15 protein-coding genes are annotated in these 14,801 nt (G+C 67.4%); 7 read left to right on the top strand and 8 right to left on the bottom strand.

Going from position 1 to position 14,801, the window contains the following annotated elements; genetic code table 11:
* The first annotated feature begins 48 nt into the window (after window positions 1-48).
* Window positions 49-1,014 (top strand): LysR substrate-binding domain-containing protein, encoded by a 966-nt coding sequence (locus tag ACEN9N_RS24295; protein WP_413313673.1) that lies wholly within the window; start codon window positions 49-51, stop codon window positions 1,012-1,014.
* Here ACEN9N_RS24295 and ACEN9N_RS24290 read toward each other — a convergent pair.
* The 3 genes from ACEN9N_RS24290 to speD form a co-directional block, all read right to left on the bottom strand.
* Window positions 956-2,353 (bottom strand): aminopeptidase P N-terminal domain-containing protein, encoded by a 1,398-nt coding sequence (locus ACEN9N_RS24290; RefSeq protein WP_495654709.1) that lies wholly within the window; start codon window positions 2,351-2,353, stop codon window positions 956-958. The two genes, ACEN9N_RS24295 and ACEN9N_RS24290, sit on opposite strands and share 59 nt — an antisense overlap.
* Window positions 2,350-3,063, bottom strand: a complete 714-nt coding sequence (locus ACEN9N_RS24285; protein WP_495656419.1) for a nucleotidyltransferase family protein — start codon at window positions 3,061-3,063, stop codon at window positions 2,350-2,352. The genes ACEN9N_RS24290 and ACEN9N_RS24285 overlap by 4 nt, the downstream gene beginning before the upstream one ends.
* A 145-nt stretch (window positions 3,064-3,208) precedes the next feature.
* Window positions 3,209-3,583: an adenosylmethionine decarboxylase gene (speD, locus tag ACEN9N_RS24280; protein WP_007828556.1), complete on the bottom strand. Its 375-nt coding sequence runs from the start codon at window positions 3,581-3,583 to the stop codon at window positions 3,209-3,211.
* Between the two features lie 146 nt (window positions 3,584-3,729).
* Here speD and ACEN9N_RS24275 point away from each other — a divergent pair, with 146 nt between their 5' ends.
* Window positions 3,730-5,835, top strand: coding sequence for a transketolase family protein (locus tag ACEN9N_RS24275; protein WP_495654708.1), 2,106 nt, complete (start codon window positions 3,730-3,732; stop codon window positions 5,833-5,835).
* A 59-nt stretch (window positions 5,836-5,894) separates the two neighbouring features.
* Complete coding sequence (gene gap / locus ACEN9N_RS24270; protein WP_495654707.1) at window positions 5,895-6,896, top strand: type I glyceraldehyde-3-phosphate dehydrogenase; 1,002 nt, start codon at window positions 5,895-5,897, stop codon at window positions 6,894-6,896.
* Window positions 6,897-6,951: 55 nt separating this feature from the next.
* On the opposite strand, the gene ACEN9N_RS24265 is transcribed toward gap, so the two are convergent.
* From ACEN9N_RS24265 to ACEN9N_RS24255, 3 genes are all read right to left on the bottom strand, one after another.
* The gene (locus ACEN9N_RS24265; RefSeq protein ID WP_495654706.1) at window positions 6,952-7,536 is read right to left on the bottom strand and encodes a hypothetical protein; all 585 of its coding nucleotides are present in this window, start codon (window positions 7,534-7,536) and stop codon (window positions 6,952-6,954) included.
* 57 nt (window positions 7,537-7,593) lie between these two features.
* Window positions 7,594-8,187 (bottom strand): hypothetical protein, encoded by a 594-nt coding sequence (locus tag ACEN9N_RS24260; RefSeq protein WP_495654705.1) that lies wholly within the window; start codon window positions 8,185-8,187, stop codon window positions 7,594-7,596.
* 103 nt (window positions 8,188-8,290) lie between these two features.
* Window positions 8,291-8,599, bottom strand: a complete 309-nt coding sequence (locus ACEN9N_RS24255) for a putative quinol monooxygenase (protein WP_413313679.1) — start codon at window positions 8,597-8,599, stop codon at window positions 8,291-8,293.
* Window positions 8,600-8,859: 260 nt separating this feature from the next.
* Between ACEN9N_RS24255 and ACEN9N_RS24250 the strand changes: the two genes are divergently transcribed.
* The 3 genes from ACEN9N_RS24250 to ACEN9N_RS24240 all read left to right on the top strand — a co-directional run bounded on the left by ACEN9N_RS24250 (window position 8,860) and on the right by ACEN9N_RS24240 (window position 11,437).
* The gene (locus tag ACEN9N_RS24250; RefSeq protein ID WP_007828563.1) at window positions 8,860-9,951 is read left to right on the top strand and encodes a tartrate dehydrogenase; all 1,092 of its coding nucleotides are present in this window, start codon (window positions 8,860-8,862) and stop codon (window positions 9,949-9,951) included.
* A gap of 68 nt (window positions 9,952-10,019) precedes the next feature.
* Window positions 10,020-11,027 (top strand): Bug family tripartite tricarboxylate transporter substrate binding protein, encoded by a 1,008-nt coding sequence (locus ACEN9N_RS24245; RefSeq protein WP_495654704.1) that lies wholly within the window; start codon window positions 10,020-10,022, stop codon window positions 11,025-11,027.
* A 119-nt stretch (window positions 11,028-11,146) separates the two neighbouring features.
* Window positions 11,147-11,437, top strand: a complete 291-nt coding sequence (locus tag ACEN9N_RS24240; RefSeq protein WP_413313681.1) for a YciI family protein — start codon at window positions 11,147-11,149, stop codon at window positions 11,435-11,437.
* 14 nt (window positions 11,438-11,451) lie between these two features.
* Here ACEN9N_RS24240 and ACEN9N_RS24235 read toward each other — a convergent pair whose 3' ends face one another.
* Both ACEN9N_RS24235 and ACEN9N_RS24230 read right to left on the bottom strand, forming a co-directional pair.
* The gene (locus tag ACEN9N_RS24235) at window positions 11,452-12,522 is read right to left on the bottom strand and encodes a pirin family protein (RefSeq protein ID WP_495654703.1); all 1,071 of its coding nucleotides are present in this window, start codon (window positions 12,520-12,522) and stop codon (window positions 11,452-11,454) included.
* Between the two features lie 128 nt (window positions 12,523-12,650).
* Window positions 12,651-13,073, bottom strand: a complete 423-nt coding sequence (locus tag ACEN9N_RS24230) for a VOC family protein (RefSeq protein ID WP_007828571.1) — start codon at window positions 13,071-13,073, stop codon at window positions 12,651-12,653.
* Window positions 13,074-13,248: 175 nt separating this feature from the next.
* Here ACEN9N_RS24230 and ACEN9N_RS24225 point away from each other — a divergent pair, with 175 nt between their 5' ends.
* Window positions 13,249-14,793, top strand: coding sequence for a CYTH and CHAD domain-containing protein (locus ACEN9N_RS24225; RefSeq protein ID WP_495654702.1), 1,545 nt, complete (start codon window positions 13,249-13,251; stop codon window positions 14,791-14,793).
* Window positions 14,794-14,801 lie beyond the last annotated feature (8 nt).

Below are 14,801 nucleotides of genomic sequence, written 5' to 3'. Positions count from 1 at the left end.
ACGAACCGATGAATTTGCCGGTGCTATGTGCAATAAAGTCACTTCACCATGAAACAGCATCTTCGCCACATGAACGCGCTGCGCGCCTTCGAAGCGGCCGGCCGTCTGGGCCGCATGACCCTGGCCGCCGACGAGTTGCATGTCACGCCTGGTGCGATCAGCCGGCAGGTGCGGCAACTCGAGGATGCGCTCGGCGTCGTGTTGTTCGAAGGGCCGAAGAACCGGCCCGTGCTGACCGTTGCCGGCAAGTACTTGCAGCCGACCCTGTCGGCGGCCTTCATGCAGATCGAACAGGCGGTGGATGCCATGCTTGAGCGGCAGCACACGACATTGGACGTCTCCTGCCTCAGCACCTTCACGATGCGCTGGCTCATTCCGCGGCTCTACGATTTTCATGCGAGCCAGCCGGACATCGGCGTGCGGCTCAAGACCACGGACCAGAGTGCGGCAACGCCGGTGTCGCGCAGCGACGTCGCGATCTCGGTGGCGCAGGACGAAGACGAGGAGGCGACGCCTGCCGATGTGTTCCTGTTCGACGAACTGCTCGGCCCCGTGCTGGCTCCTGGCCTGGCCGACCGGTTGCGGCTCGGCGAGCCGGCCGATCTCGAGAACCGGGAGATCCTGCAGACGCGCACGCGGCGCAATGCCTGGTCGATGTGGAGCGCATCGGTCGGCAGCGCGGTGCGAGTTTTGCCCGGCACGGAGTTCGAGCACTACTACTTCACGCTGGAGGCTGCGATCGGCGGCCTGGGCATCTGCATCGCGCCCTGGCATCTCGTGATGGACGACGTGCGGGCGGGACGATTGACCGCGCCCTTGGGCTTTCATGCCAGCGGCTACCGCTATGTCGCCAGGCGCAACGGCACCCGGGACGAGGCGGCGCGACTGTTTTGCGACTGGCTTCAGGCCCAGGCCATGGCGATGCCACAGCCCGGGCCGCTCGGCCCGCGGGCCGTCAGGCCCGCATCAGCGCCTCGATCTCGTCCGCCTTCACGGGCACGCCGCGCGAGATGAGCTCGCAGCCGGTGGCCGTGACGATCGCGTCGTCCTCGATGCGGATGCCGATGCCGTGGAACTGCTCCGGTACGCCGTCGGCGGGCCGCACGTAGATGCCGGGCTCCAGCGTCAGCACCATGCCCGGATGCAGGATGCGGCTCGGGCGGTTCTTGATGACCTCGTTCGACAGCGGATCCTTGCGCTCGCTCACCTCGCCAATTTGCGTGGGCTCGACGTAGCTGCCGCAATCGTGCACGTCCATGCCGAGCCAGTGGCCTGTGCGGTGCATGTAGAACTGGAAGTAGGCGCGCGAGTCGATCACGTCGTCCACGCCGCCCACCTTGTTGGCGTCGAGCAGGCCGAAGTCGAGCATGCCCTGCGCCAGCACCTTCACCGCGGCGTCGTGCGGATCGGTGAAGCGGTTGCCGGCCTTGGTGACGGCGGCCGCGGCGTCCTGGCTGGCCAGCACGAGGTCGTACAGCGCGCGCTGCGGGCCGGTGAACTTGCCGTCGGCCGGGAAGGTGCGGGTGATGTCGCTCGCATAGCCGTCGAGTTCGCAGCCGGCGTCGATCAGCACCAGATCGCCCTTGCGCAGCGGTGCCGCATCGGCGCGGTAGTGCAGCACGCAAGCGTTGGCGCCGGCCGCCACGATGGAGTAGTAGGCCGGGTACTGCGAGCCGCCAAGGCGGAATTCGTGCAGCAGCTCGGCGTCGAGGTGGTACTCGCGCGCGTCCTTGCCCTCGCGCAGCATGCGGGCCGAGAGCTGCATCGCGCGCACGTGGCCGCGGGCGCTGATCTGCGCGGCGCGGCGCATGATGTCCTGCTCGTGCGCGTCCTTGATCAGGCGCATCTCGTCGAGCGGGCCACACAGGTCGCGCTGTTCCTCGGGGCACAGCGCGCCGTAGCGCACGCGGGCGCGAACCGACTGCAGCCAGCCGTCGATGCGGGTCTCGAGGCCCTTGTGGATGGCGAACGGGAACCACACGGTCGAGCGGTTCTCGAGCAGCTTCGGCAGCCTGGCATCGAGGTCGGCGACCGAGAAGGCTTCGTCGACACCGAGTGCTGCGGGTGCCGCGTCGGGGCCGAGGCGGTAGCCGTCCCAGATCTCGCGCTCCAGGTCCTTCGGCGCGCAGAACAGCGTGGCGCGGCCATCGCCCGCCAGCACCAGCCAGGCATTGGGCTCGGTGAAGCCGGTCAGGTAATAGAAGTAGCTGTCGTGGCGGTAGAGGAAATCGGTGTCGCGGTTGCGCGGGCGTTCGGGCGCGGTCGGGATGATCGCGATGCCGTCCTTGCCCAGCTGCGAGGCGAGGCGCGCGCGGCGCTCGGCGTAGATCGTGGTGGTGGCTGCTGAAATCATCTGCTTGGCGTGTTCAGTTGGGCGAGTCGTTCGGGGGTGCCCACATCGGTCCAGGGGCCGGTGTAGAGCTCGGCGCTCACGAGTTCATTGTCCATCGCGGCGCGCAGGATCGGTGCCAGCGGGGCTTTGCGGCCGGCCGGGTTGCCGCTCGGGATGTCGCAGTGCGGTGGCGCGAAGAGCTCGGCGCGGTACAGGCCGATGGTCGAGAAGGTGAACTTCCGGTCGGCCGTGTTGAGCGCGAGGCCCCCGGCGGACAAGCCGAAATCGCCCTTGAGGTTGTGCGCGGGGTTCGGCACCAGCCACAGGTGCGCGAGCTTGCCGCTGGCGACGAAGCGGTCGACCGAGTCTTGCGTGAAGGCGAAGTCCGGCGCGAACACGTCGCCGGCCGCGACCCAGAACACCTCGCCGAGCAAAGGCAGCGCACGCACGATGCCGCCGGCCGTCTCCAGCGCGCCGCCGAAGTCGCGGCCCTCGTCGGAATATGAAATCGACAGTGCCGCTGGCCCCTGCAACAAGGGCTTGGCGCCGAACCGCTCGGAGATCTGCGTGCCCAGCCAGTCCGTGTTGACCACCAGCTCGGTGAACCCGCCCGCGGCCAGCGCTTCCATCGGCCACTGCATCAGCGGCTTGCCGCGCACTTCGAGCAGGGGCTTGGGAGTGATGTCGGTCAGCGGCCGCATGCGTTCGCCGCGCCCCGCGGCCAGGATCATGGCCCGCACGGAAATCGAAGCTGCGTTCGTCATCGGCTGATTCTTTCGGGAAACACCGAGGAGCCGGCTTTGCCGGGCCTCTGGTGTTGCCCCCGGCAGGGGGTGGGAGAAGCGACACGAAGTGCGCGAAGCCTGGGGGCGAGTGTCATTTCCGCCCGCGCTGCAGCTCGTTGCGTTCGCTGTGGAGGGGCTGGAACAGCGCCACCAGGCATTCCATCAGCGCATGCGCCTTGGCCGAGTGGTCGCCGCTGAAATTGCAGACGTACACGTCGAGCGTCACGCCGCGCTGCTCGGGCCAGGTGTGGATGCACAGATGCGATTCGGCCAGCAGCACCGTGGCCGTGACCCCGCCCGGGCCCTGCGGCGTGGCCGGAAAACCATGGACCAGCCTGCCCACCGCCTGCAGCCCGGCGGCGTCCACCGCCTTGAGGCAAACGGCGCCCAGGGCCTCCTGGTCGGTCAGCCATTGAAGGCCGCATTGGCAGTCGTGAAGGTCGGCGGTGAGGTGCAGCCCGTGCATGGGGCGCAACTCTAGCAGTCCGGCCGCTGCACAAGAGAGCATCGGGCGGGCGTTTGCCCTGTATCGGCGGGTGTCCGGGCTCGCCCGGTAAAATCGCGGGTTCCCCCTATCTCCTCCCACCCTTTTCCCCCGAAAGTCCACCGCAAATGGCAAACCACGCCCTGATGGCCAACGCAATCCGCGCTCTGGCCATGGATGCCGTCCAACAAGCAAATTCCGGACATCCGGGCGCACCGATGGGCATGGCCGACATGGCCGTCGCACTCTGGGGCGAACACCTGCGCTACAACCCCGCCAACCCGCACTGGTTCGACCGCGACCGCTTCGTGCTGTCGAATGGCCATGCCTCGATGCTGCTGTACTCGGTGCTGCACCTCACGGGCTACGACCTGCCGATGGAGGAAATCAAGCACTTCCGCCAGCTGCACAGCAAGACCGCCGGCCACCCCGAAGTCGACGTGACGCCGGGCGTCGAAACCACCACCGGCCCGTTGGGCCAGGGCATCACCAATGCCGTGGGCTTCGCGCTGGCCGAGAAGCTCCTCGCTGCCGAGTTCAACCGCAATAGCCACCACGTCGTCGACCACCACACCTACGCCTTCCTGGGCGACGGTTGCATGATGGAAGGCATCAGCCACGAAGCCTGCGCCCTCGCTGGCGCCTGGCACCTGAACAAGCTGATCGCGCTGTACGACGACAACGGCATCAGCATCGACGGCCAGGTCAAGCCCTGGTTCATCGACAACACCGAAGAGCGCTTCAAGGCTTACGGCTGGAACGTCATCGGTCCGATCGACGGCAACGACGCCAAGGACGTGTCCAAGGCCATCGCCAAGGCCAAGAAGGAAGAATCGAAGCCCACGCTGATCATCTGCAAGACGACCATCGGCAAGGGCAGCCCGAACCGCGCCGGCACCGCCAAGGCGCACGGCGAGGCGCTGGGCGCCGAAGAAATCAAGCTCACCCGCGACGCGATCGACTGGCACTACCCGCCCTTCGAAGTCCCGGCCGAGGTGTACGCCGACTGGGACCACAAGGCCGAAGGCGCGAAGACCGAAGCCGCCTGGAACGACAAGTTCGCCGCCTATGCCGCCGCGTATCCCGAGCTGGCCGCCGAGTTCACCCGCCGCATGAAGGGCGAGCTGCCCAAGGACTTCCACCAGGTCGCGTTCGACACCGTGGTCGCCGCCCACACCAGGGGCGAGACCGTCGCCAGCCGCAAGGCCAGCCAGCTCGCGCTGGAAGCCTTCACCGCTGCGCTGCCCGAAATGCTCGGCGGCAGTGCCGACCTGACCGGCTCGAACCTCACCAACACCAAGAGCACCGCCGCGCTGCGCTTCGACGCCAAGACCGGCGCCGTCGTGCTGAACGCGCCCCCCGCGCCGGTGGTGCTCCAGGGCGCCGAAGACGAAGCCGCACAAGGCGCTGCCGTCGAGCCGCCGCACGGCGAGATCGGCCGCCACATCAACTACGGCGTGCGCGAGTTCGGCATGGCCGCCATCATGAACGGTGTGGCGCTGCACGGCGGCTACATCCCCTACGGCGGTACCTTCCTCACCTTCAGCGACTACAGCCGCAACGCCATCCGCATGGCCGCGCTGATGAAGCGCCGCGTGATCCACGTGTTCACGCATGACTCCATCGGCCTCGGCGAAGACGGCCCGACGCACCAGTCGATCGAGCACGCCGCGTCGCTGCGCCTGATTCCGAACCTCGACGTCTGGCGTCCGGGCGACACGGCCGAAACGGCCGTGGCCTGGGCCGTGGCGCTGCAGAACCAGTCGCGCCCGACCGCGCTGCTGCTGAGCCGCCAGAACATCGCCTACGCACCGAAGAGCGAGCTCGGCGACATCAGCCGCGGCGCCTACGTGCTGTCCGAGCCCGAAGTCGTCGGCCTCAAGAGCAAGAAGACGGCCGCCGTCATCATCGCCACCGGCTCCGAGGTGCCGCTCGCACTGGCAGCGCAGAAGCTGCTGGCCGAGAAGAAGATCGCCGTGCGCGTGGTGTCGATGCCCTCGACCACCACCTTCGACCGCCAGGACGTGGCCTACAAGAAGAGCGTGCTGCCGAAGAAGATTCCGCGCATCGCCGTCGAGATGGGCTGCACCGGCGGCTGGTGGAAGTACGGCTGCGCGGCCGTCGTCGGCATCGACACGTACGGCGAGTCGGCACCGGCGCCCGCGCTGTTCAAGCACTTCGGTTTCACGGCGGAGAACGTTGCCGCCACCGTGGAAGCGGCGCTGCGCGACTGACGTCGCACAGCCCGCTTTCCCGTCCGATCACGATTTTTCAACCTTTAGGAGCAAGTCAGATGGCTATCAAACTCGGTATCAACGGCTTCGGCCGCATCGGTCGCAACGTGCTGCGCGCAGCGGTGCAGAACTTCAAGAACGACATCGAGATCGTTGCCATCAACGACCTGCTCGAGCCGGACTACCTCGCCTACATGCTCCAGTACGACTCGGTGCATGGCCGCTTCAAGGGCGAAGTCACGGTCGAAGGCAACACGCTGATCGTCAACGGCAAGAAGATCCGCCTCACGCAGGAGCGCGATCCGGCGCAGCTGAAGTGGAACGAAGTCGGCGCCGACATCGTGCTCGAGTCGACCGGCCTCTTCCTCACCAAGGAAACCTGCCAGAAGCACCTCGACGCGGGCGCGAAGAAGGTGATCATGTCGGCCCCCTCGAAGGACGACACCCCGATGTTCGTCTACGGCGTGAACGACAAGAAGTACGCCGGCGAAGCCATCGTCAGCAACGCCAGCTGTACCACCAACTGCCTGGCACCGCTGGCCAAGGTGCTGAACGACAAGTGGGGCATCAAGCGCGGGCTGATGACCACCGTGCACGCCGCCACCGCCACGCAGAAGACCGTCGACGGCCCGAGCAACAAGGACTGGCGCGGCGGCCGCGGCATCCTGGAAAACATCATTCCCTCGAGCACCGGCGCCGCCAAGGCCGTGGGCGTGGTGATCCCCGAGCTCAACAAGAAGCTCACCGGCATGAGCTTCCGCGTGCCGACCTCCGACGTGTCGGTGGTCGACCTCACGGTGGAGCTCGAGAAGGAAGCCACCTACAAGGAAATCTGCGCCGAGATGAAGTCGCAGAGCGAAGGCGCGCTCAAGGGCGTGCTGGGCTACACCGAGGACAAGGTGGTGGCCACCGACTTCCGCGGCGACCCGCGCACCTCGATCTTCGACGCCGAAGCCGGCATTGCGCTGGACGGCACCTTCGTGAAGCTCGTGAGCTGGTACGACAACGAGTGGGGCTACTCGAACAAGTGCCTGGAGATGGTGAAGGTCGTTTCGAAGTAAGGCTTCGAGGCTTCAATGAAGAACGCGCCTGCGGGCGCGTTTTTTCATGGTGCGTTCAACGCAGTTTCTCGTTCCTGCGAACCTCGCTGCTCAATTGCGACGTCAGCCGCGTCGCAGCCCTTCGCGCCGCCAGCCCGAAGTCGCCCTTGAATTCGCCGAACTCCGCCGTGCCGTTGCCCGCCGCGCGCACGCGCGTGACTTCGGCGCCTGCCGCATCGGTCACCACGCATGCCACCTCGGCGGTGAACGACGTCGGCGGCCAGCTGATCCACGACGACGAACTGGAGGCGGTGGTGATGCGCGGTGCGAACACCAACGACACGCCCGTCGCCTCGTTCGCCTTCGCGTCGGCCGCGGTGCGCAGAACCACCACGTCGCGGTACACCGCGCGCAATGCGTCGCGTATCGACTTCTCGAGGTCGCGGTACGGGTAGTAGCTCACGCGGTCGCCGCTGCCACCGGGCGTGATCACTTCCATGTCGCGGTCGGCGTCGGTCATCACATAGGCGACCTTCTTCGGGACCAGGTGCGCCTGCGAGCGCGGCGGCGCGGTCTCGGTGATCATGGTGATCGGGTGCACGCATCCCGCGAGCAGCAGGGCCGCGAACGTCGCGGTCGCGGCATGTCGAATCGCGGTCATTGGAAGAAAGAAGAACGGCATCATCGAAGCGCCTCCGGACCTTGGGGATGTCTGCCGTCAACGGCCGATGGCGGCCACGAACTGCGGATCGGCATACACCTCCCGCAGCAGGGCGCGCACGAGGCGCGGATACGCGGCCTGCCCCGCCGGCACGGCGACGATGTTCGCGTAGCTCGAATCGAAGGCGGTCTCCGCACGGTAGGTCTTGCGCAGGCGCGGCGTGGCGTCGCGCATGACGGTCACCTCCACGTCCATGCGGCCCGTGCCGTTGATGATGCCCAGGTCGATCTCGTTGGCCAGGATGCGCGCCGCGATGCGCGTCGGCGCCTTCGGGTCGTAGGCCGAGATTTCGGCGAGGTCGCGCATCAGCGCGTCCTGCAGGTACTGCGCGAAGCTGCCGCTGGGCGACACCAGCTTCGCGCCGCGCAGGCGCACCGTGTTGACCTTGTCTTCCGTATCGACGGGCTGCGCCTTCGCGACGGCCACCATGCCGGGGCGCGTGGCCTCGAGCCGGTCGAGCGTCTCGTAGTCGGCCGCATAGGGCGGCGCGAGAAGCGGCGCGCAGCCGGTCGTCAGAAGAACGGCTGCCAGCAACCCACCGGTTGCGATGGCGGCGCGCAAGCGGAAACCATGCGAACGAAAGATCGCCATGTCTTCGGTCCCTCTCTCCGTGGGGCATCGGTGATGCCTGCTCTCCCGCCGCGACGGTAGCACGCATCGCGGCGCGCGCGAAGCCGGGCTTGCGCCTGCGGCCTCAGGCAGGTTCGAGCACGTGGATCAGCTTGCTGTCGACGAATTCCTTGGTCTTCTCGCCGTGGGCTTTCATGTGCGGGGCCACGGCATGGGCCTGCAGGTGCGCCAGCGTTTCCCACTTCTCGACGACGACAAAGGTGTCGGGGCCGAAGCTGGCCTTGGACGTCGGAATGCCTTGCGCATCGACCGTGGCGGCGTATTCGATGCAGCCCGCTTCGGCCAGCACGGCCGCGCGGTTCCCGGCGAAGGCTTCGAGCAGTCTGGCGCGCTGGCCGGGCTTGGCGGTGATGACGGCGACGACGTGAATCATTGAAAGAGTCTCCAGTGGGTAAAAGATGCGACGGTCGAATCTAAGAGAAACGGTGCCGCCGTGCAGGTCCGGTCCGCGACAACACCACGGCCTCGTTCCTGGCATCGCCTGCATGTTCTTCCCGCTGGCCGCGCGGTCTCGCCATGTGTCTGTCCGATTGTTGAATGCAGGTTAACGATGGATTGACTTCGAGCGCGAATCGTTGGGTGCACCCGCTCCTAAAGTGGCAGCTCCCCAGCAGCATTCCATGAAGGACATCGATGAGCAGCTACAGCATTGCCACCATTCCCGGCGACGGCATCGGCAAGGAAGTGATCCCGGCCGGACGCGAAGTGATGGAGGCGCTGGCCGCAGCCTCCAACGGCGCGCTGAACTTCACCTTCGAGGATTTCGGCTGGGGCGGCGATTACTTCCGCGAGCACGGCGTGATGATGCCGGCCGATGGCCTCGACGCGCTGCGCAAGAAGGACGCCATCCTCTTCGGCTCCGCCGGCGACCCGCACATTCCCGACCACATCACCCTCTGGGGCCTGCGCCTGAAGATCTGCCAGGGCTTCGACCAGTACGCCAACGTGCGCCCGACGCGCATCCTGCCGGGCATCGACGGCCCGCTCAAGCGCTGCGGCCCGGACGACCTGAACTGGGTCATCGTGCGCGAGAACTCCGAAGGCGAGTACGCCGGCGTCGGCGGCCGCGTGCACCAGGGCCACCCGATCGAAGCCGCCACCGACGTGAGCATGATGACCCGCGCCGGCGTCGAGCGGATCATGCGCTTCGCCTTCAAGCTGGCCCAGTCACGCCCCCGCAAGCTGCTGACCGTCATCACCAAGAGCAACGCCCAGCGCCACGCGATGGTGATGTGGGACGAGATCGCGCTGCAGATCTCCAGGGAGTTTCCGGACGTCACCTGGGACAAGGAGCTGGTCGACGCCTCCACCGCGCGCATGATCAACCGGCCGGCATCGCTGGACACCATCGTCGCGACCAACCTGCATGCCGACATCCTCAGCGACCTCGCTGCCGCACTGGCGGGCAGCCTGGGCATTGCGCCCACCGGCAACATTGATCCCGAGCGGCGCTATCCCTCGATGTTCGAGCCGATCCACGGCTCGGCCTTCGACATCATGGGCAAGGGGCTGGCCAATCCGGTCGGCACCTTCTGGTCGGTCGTGATGCTGCTCGAGCACCTGGGCGAAGTCCAGGCCGCGCGCCGCGTGATGGAGGCCGTGGAGCACGTCACCGCGAACCGGTCGCTGCACACGCGCGACCTCGGCGGCAACGCCACCACTGCGCAGGTGACGCGTGCCGTGTGCGAGCACATCGCCAGTGCGCGGCAAGGCCTCCCGGCCTGAACCCAGGCCCCCGCCGCGGCGCGCCTCGATGCAGCCGGGCACGACAACAACGAGCCAGAGACAAGACCATGACCGCTTCTTCTTTCCCTTTCATCCAGGGCAGGCGCACCGTGCTGCGGGCCGGCGCCCTGGCGCTGGGCCTGGGCACTGCCGCACTGGCCTTCGCGCAGCCGGCCGCCTGGGCCACGCGGCCCCTCAGCCTCGTCGTGCCCTTCCCGGCCGGCGGCACCACCGACGTGTTGGCCCGTGCGCTGGCCGAAAAGCTGTCGCAGTCCCTCGGCCAGCCTGTCGTTGTCGAGAGCAGGCCCGGCGCGGGCGCCACGCTCGGCGCCGATTACGTCGCCAAGGCCAAGCCCGATGGCTACACGCTGCTGATGGGCGCGGTGCACCACACCATCGCCACCAGCGTCTACAAGAAACTGCCCTACGATTTCCAGAAAGACTTGGCGCCGATCACCGTCGTGGCCATGGTGCCCAACGTGCTGGTCATCAACGCGGCCAGCACGCCCGCGAAGAACGTGGCCGAGCTGGTTGCGCTCGCCAAGGCCGCACCCGGCAAGCTGGCCTATGGCTCCAACGGCAACGGCACGGCGCAGCACCTGATCGGCACGCAGTTCCAGGCCAGCACCGGCACCACGCTGCTGCACGTGCCGTACAAGGGCAGCGGCCCGCTTACCACCGACCTGCTCGGCGGGCAGGTGGCCATGTCCTTCGACACCATCACGCCGGTGCTGCAGCACATCAAGGGCGGCAAGCTGCGCGCGCTGGCCGTGACTACCGTGCGCCGCTCGTCGGTGCTGCCCGACGTGCCGACGCTGGAAGAGGCGGGTCTCAAGGGCTTCGACATCGGCACCTGGTTCGGCGTGCTCGCGCCGGCGGCCACGCCGAAGGAGATCGTTGCGCGGCTCAACACCGAGATGGTGAAGATCATCAGATCGCCCGACTTCGCGCAGCGCATGCAGGCCATCGGCGCCGAGCCGCTGGGCGGCACGCAGGAAGAGATGGCGCGGCAGATCCGCGAAGAAACCGCCAAATTCGGGAAGCTCGTGAAGGAAGGCGGCGTGGCGATCGAGTAGGCCGATGGGCCGGCGCCGTACGGAGCAGTTCGTTACGCGGAAGACACACCTCGGGGGCGCCGGCACCGTGCGGAGGCCATAGGATCGGGGCCTTCGAATTCATCGCTGCCGTCCTGCCCATGTTCATCGCCACCCTCACCTACACCCGCCCCCTCGAAGAGGTCGATGCGCTGATGGACGCGCACATGACCTGGCTCAAGAAGCACTACGAAAGCGGGTTGTTCGTGGCGTCGGGGCGGCAGGTGCCGCGCACGGGCGGAGTGATCCTCGCGCGCTCGGGCGACCGTGAGGGGCTCGAATCGGTGCTGGCGCGCGACCCGTTCGTGCAGGGTGGTGTCGCGCGGGTGGACGTGACCGAGTTCGTGCCGAGCATGACCGCTCCCGGCATGGAAGCCCTGAAAAAATTCTGATTGCCCGCCTCCGGTCAGCCTGCGGGGGTTTCCTTGCGGCCGTCCGGATGGAGCGCGAAGCGCGCAGCCTCGCGGCCGTGCACCGGCGCCGGGTCGTTCCACGGCCAGCCGCCGAACTGCGTGCGGCGGTAGTCGGCCATGGTCTGGCTGATCTCGGCCTGCGTGTTCATCACGAAGGGGCCGTACTGCGCCACCGGCTCGGCGATCGGGCGGCCCTGCAGCACGAGGAATTCGCTGGCTTCGTCGTCGCCGTTGACCAGCTCGACCGCGGCATCCGCGCGCAGTTCGACGGCGACCGGGCCTTCGATGCGCTGGCCGGCGAGGTACGCCATCGCGCCCTTGAAGAAATAGAGCATCCGTCGCGTGCCCTCGCCCGTGGCGGCCGGCAGCGTCCATTGCGCGCCGGGCGTCATCTTCAGCGTCCAGATCGCCACGTCGGCACCGGCCTGCGCGGCCCATGAATCGGGTGGCGGCGAGAGCGGGTGGATCGGCTCCTGGCCGTCCGCTGCATCGCCGAGGCGGCCGGCGATCACCGCGACCTCGGTGCGCCCGCCCTTCGCGTCATCGGATGCGAAGCGCGGAATGGCCTCCGACCAGAACATCGTGAAGTGCGGCTCGGCCATCTTGTTCTTCGCGGGCAGGTTGAGCCAGATCTGGAACAGCTCGAGCGGATTGGCCGCGCCGTTGTCGAGCAGCGGGAACATCTCCGAATGCACGATGCCCTTGCCGGCCGTGAGCCATTGCACGTCGCCGCCGCCGAAGCGCGCGGTGGCGCCCAGCGAATCGGAATGGTCGACCAGCCCCTTGCGCACGATGGTCACGGTCTCGAAGCCGCGGTGCGGATGCGAGGGAAAGCCCGGCACCGTATCGCCGTGGTACATGCTCCAGCCGTCCTTGCGGCTGAAGTCCTGGCCGATCTGGCGGCCGGCCAGCGACGCCTCGGGGCCCATGCGGCCGTTGGCCTTCGGGTAGGCGTCGTCGTGGTACACGCAGAACAGGAACGGGTCGATCGTCTGCCACGGGAAACCGAGGGGTGCGATCTTCACGATGGGGCTGTTGCGCTCGCTGTTGTTGTTGTCGGACATGCGGTTGTTCCTTTCCAGGTGAGGCTCGGCCGATGATGCCTTGCCGGTGCCTGGAATATCGGGCCGCCGCCGCCTTCCGGTAGACGCCTTCCCTGCAACAGTGAAGAGCGCGTATGGAACGATCGGCATCAGGGGTTCTGATGCGTCACCGCGGCGTTGGGATCCATGTACATCAACTCCCAGAGGTGGCCGTCGATGTCCTGGAAGCCGTGGCCGTACATGAAGCCATAGTCCTGCGGCTCGCGCGGCACCGTGCCGCCGGCGGCCACCGCCTTGGCGACCATGGCATCGACTTCGGCGCGGCTCTCGCACGACAGGCACAGCAGCACTTCGGTGCTCTTGCTGGTGTCGGTGAGGCTCTTGGTCGTGAAGGTCTTGAAGAAGTCCTCGACCAGCAGCATGGCGTGGATGCTGTCTTTCTGGATCACCATGCACGCCGCATTCGCATCGGTGAACTGTTCGTTGAAGGTGTAGCCCAGCGCAGCGAAGAAAGCCTTGGACTTCTCCAGGTTCTTGACGGGGAGGTTCACGAAGATCTGCTTGTTGGCCATGGTGTTTCCTGTGTCTATGAAGGGGTGGATCGGCTGCTTGCCGGCATGTTTGTGTACGCCGTCCACAAAAGATATCAAAGAAAATGGACGGCGTCCACATCTTCTTTCGATCGAGCGGATCGGGCGCACAACGGAGCCATTGCGGGGAGCGAAAAAGACGGAGCATCATGGCCGCATGGAAATCGAGTTCAAGTTCTGCATTCCCGCCGGCCGCCTGAAAGCCGTCGAAGCCGCCCTGAAGCGCGGCGCCGTCGTGCGCACCCGCCTGCAGGCCCGCTATTTCGACACCGCCGACCAGCGGCTGGCCGCCCATGGCATGGTGCTGCGGCTGCGCAAGGAGGGACCGCGCTGGGTGCAGACGGTGAAGGCCACCGGCGACAACGCCCTGCACCGCCTGGAGCACAACGTCGACCTGGGCACGGCGGGCGCGGCGCCGCAGATCGATCCGCAGCGCCACCAGGGCACGCCCGTGGGCGACCGGCTCGCGAAGCTGCTGGCCGACGGCGGCGGCGCGCCGCTGGTCGAACGGCAATCGACCGACATCGTGCGGCTCACGCGCGACGTGCGCGTTGCGGGGCCCGATGGCGCGGTGGTGGAAATGGCACTCGACGTCGGCAAGGTCGCCGCGCACGCGGGCACGGCCGGGCAACGCGAATCGCCGGTGTGCGAATTGGAACTCGAGCTGAAGCGCGGCGACGTGCAGGGCCTCGTGTCGCTCGCACGGCGTTGGTCGCAGCAGCATGGGCTGTGGTTCAGCACCGTGTCCAAGGCGGAGCGCGGGGGGCGCTTGCTGGCGGCGCAGGAGACCGTGGAGGCGGTGAAGGCCGAAGCGCCGCGCTTCGGCGCGCAGCACCCCGACGGGCGGAGCGTTCAGCAGGCCGTGGTGGCGTCGTGCCTGGCGCAGATGCTGCCCAATGCCAGCGAGATCGCGGCGGGCAGCACGGACGAAGAGCAGATCCACCAGTTGCGCATCGGCATCCGCCGGCTGCGCACGGCGCTGCGCGAACTGGCGGAGCTCGACACGGCTTCGGACCTGTTCGACGCGGCCCATTGGGAGCCGCCGCTGGTCGACGCCTTCCGCGCGCTCGGAGCATTGCGCGACCGCGAGCAGGTCGTGAAGCTCGCGCAGCCCAAGTTGAGCGAGGCGGGCGCGCCGGATTTCGACCCGCTGGCCGGCGACGACACGGCAGCCCACACCCCCTCGCCCGGCGACGTCGTGCGCGCCCCGGCATTCCAGAACGTGCTCGTTTCGCTGATCGGCTTTACTGCCGCGAAGCCCGCGGAAGCCTCATCGGAACCCGTGCCGATCGACGCCGATGCAGCCCACCGCCTGCTGCGTGAACACCTGCAGCATCTGCACAAACAGGTGCGGCGCGACGGCAAGCGCTTCGAGTCGCTCGACGCCGAAAGCCAGCACCGCGTGCGCAAGCGGCTCAAGCGCCTGCGCTACCTCGCCGAGTTCGCGGCGCCGCTGTTCGAGAAGGGAGACGGCAGCGCCGCCGGGCGCTACCTGAAAGCACTGCGCCCCGCGCAGGACGCGCTGGGCGAGTTCAACGACGAGGTCGTGGCGCTCGCGCTGTACCGCGAAGCCGCCGCGCGCGATGCGCGTGCGTGGTTTGCGGTGGGCTGGTTCAGTTCAAGGCGCGCGGCCGGCGCGAGCGCTTGCCGCAAGGCGCTGGAGAAGATCGGGGATGCGCCGCGGTTCTGGAAGAAGAGCTGAACGGCCGG

This window comes from Variovorax sp. Varisp46 (assembly GCF_059491885.1).
This window is presented reverse-complemented; position numbering and strand designations above follow the sequence as displayed.

What these genes read in the sequence shown, in the direction of transcription:
- ACEN9N_RS24295 (WP_413313673.1), top strand. Translation starts at nt 49, where the DNA reads ATGAAACAGCATCTTCGCCACATGAACGCGCTGCGCGCCTTCGAAGCG.
- ACEN9N_RS24290 (WP_495654709.1), bottom strand. Translation starts at nt 2,353, where the DNA reads ATGATTTCAGCAGCCACCACCACGATCTACGCCGAGCGCCGCGCGCGC.
- ACEN9N_RS24285 (WP_495656419.1), bottom strand. Translation starts at nt 3,063, where the DNA reads ATGATCCTGGCCGCGGGGCGCGGCGAACGCATGCGGCCGCTGACCGAC.
- speD (WP_007828556.1), bottom strand. Translation starts at nt 3,583, where the DNA reads ATGCACGGGCTGCACCTCACCGCCGACCTTCACGACTGCCAATGCGGC.
- ACEN9N_RS24275 (WP_495654708.1), top strand. Translation starts at nt 3,730, where the DNA reads ATGGCAAACCACGCCCTGATGGCCAACGCAATCCGCGCTCTGGCCATG.
- gap (WP_495654707.1), top strand. Translation starts at nt 5,895, where the DNA reads ATGGCTATCAAACTCGGTATCAACGGCTTCGGCCGCATCGGTCGCAAC.
- ACEN9N_RS24265 (WP_495654706.1), bottom strand. Translation starts at nt 7,536, where the DNA reads ATGACCGCGATTCGACATGCCGCGACCGCGACGTTCGCGGCCCTGCTG.
- ACEN9N_RS24260 (WP_495654705.1), bottom strand. Translation starts at nt 8,187, where the DNA reads ATGGCGATCTTTCGTTCGCATGGTTTCCGCTTGCGCGCCGCCATCGCA.
- ACEN9N_RS24255 (WP_413313679.1), bottom strand. Translation starts at nt 8,599, where the DNA reads ATGATTCACGTCGTCGCCGTCATCACCGCCAAGCCCGGCCAGCGCGCC.
- ACEN9N_RS24250 (WP_007828563.1), top strand. Translation starts at nt 8,860, where the DNA reads ATGAGCAGCTACAGCATTGCCACCATTCCCGGCGACGGCATCGGCAAG.
- ACEN9N_RS24245 (WP_495654704.1), top strand. Translation starts at nt 10,020, where the DNA reads ATGACCGCTTCTTCTTTCCCTTTCATCCAGGGCAGGCGCACCGTGCTG.
- ACEN9N_RS24240 (WP_413313681.1), top strand. Translation starts at nt 11,147, where the DNA reads ATGTTCATCGCCACCCTCACCTACACCCGCCCCCTCGAAGAGGTCGAT.
- ACEN9N_RS24235 (WP_495654703.1), bottom strand. Translation starts at nt 12,522, where the DNA reads ATGTCCGACAACAACAACAGCGAGCGCAACAGCCCCATCGTGAAGATC.
- ACEN9N_RS24230 (WP_007828571.1), bottom strand. Translation starts at nt 13,073, where the DNA reads ATGGCCAACAAGCAGATCTTCGTGAACCTCCCCGTCAAGAACCTGGAG.
- ACEN9N_RS24225 (WP_495654702.1), top strand. Translation starts at nt 13,249, where the DNA reads ATGGAAATCGAGTTCAAGTTCTGCATTCCCGCCGGCCGCCTGAAAGCC.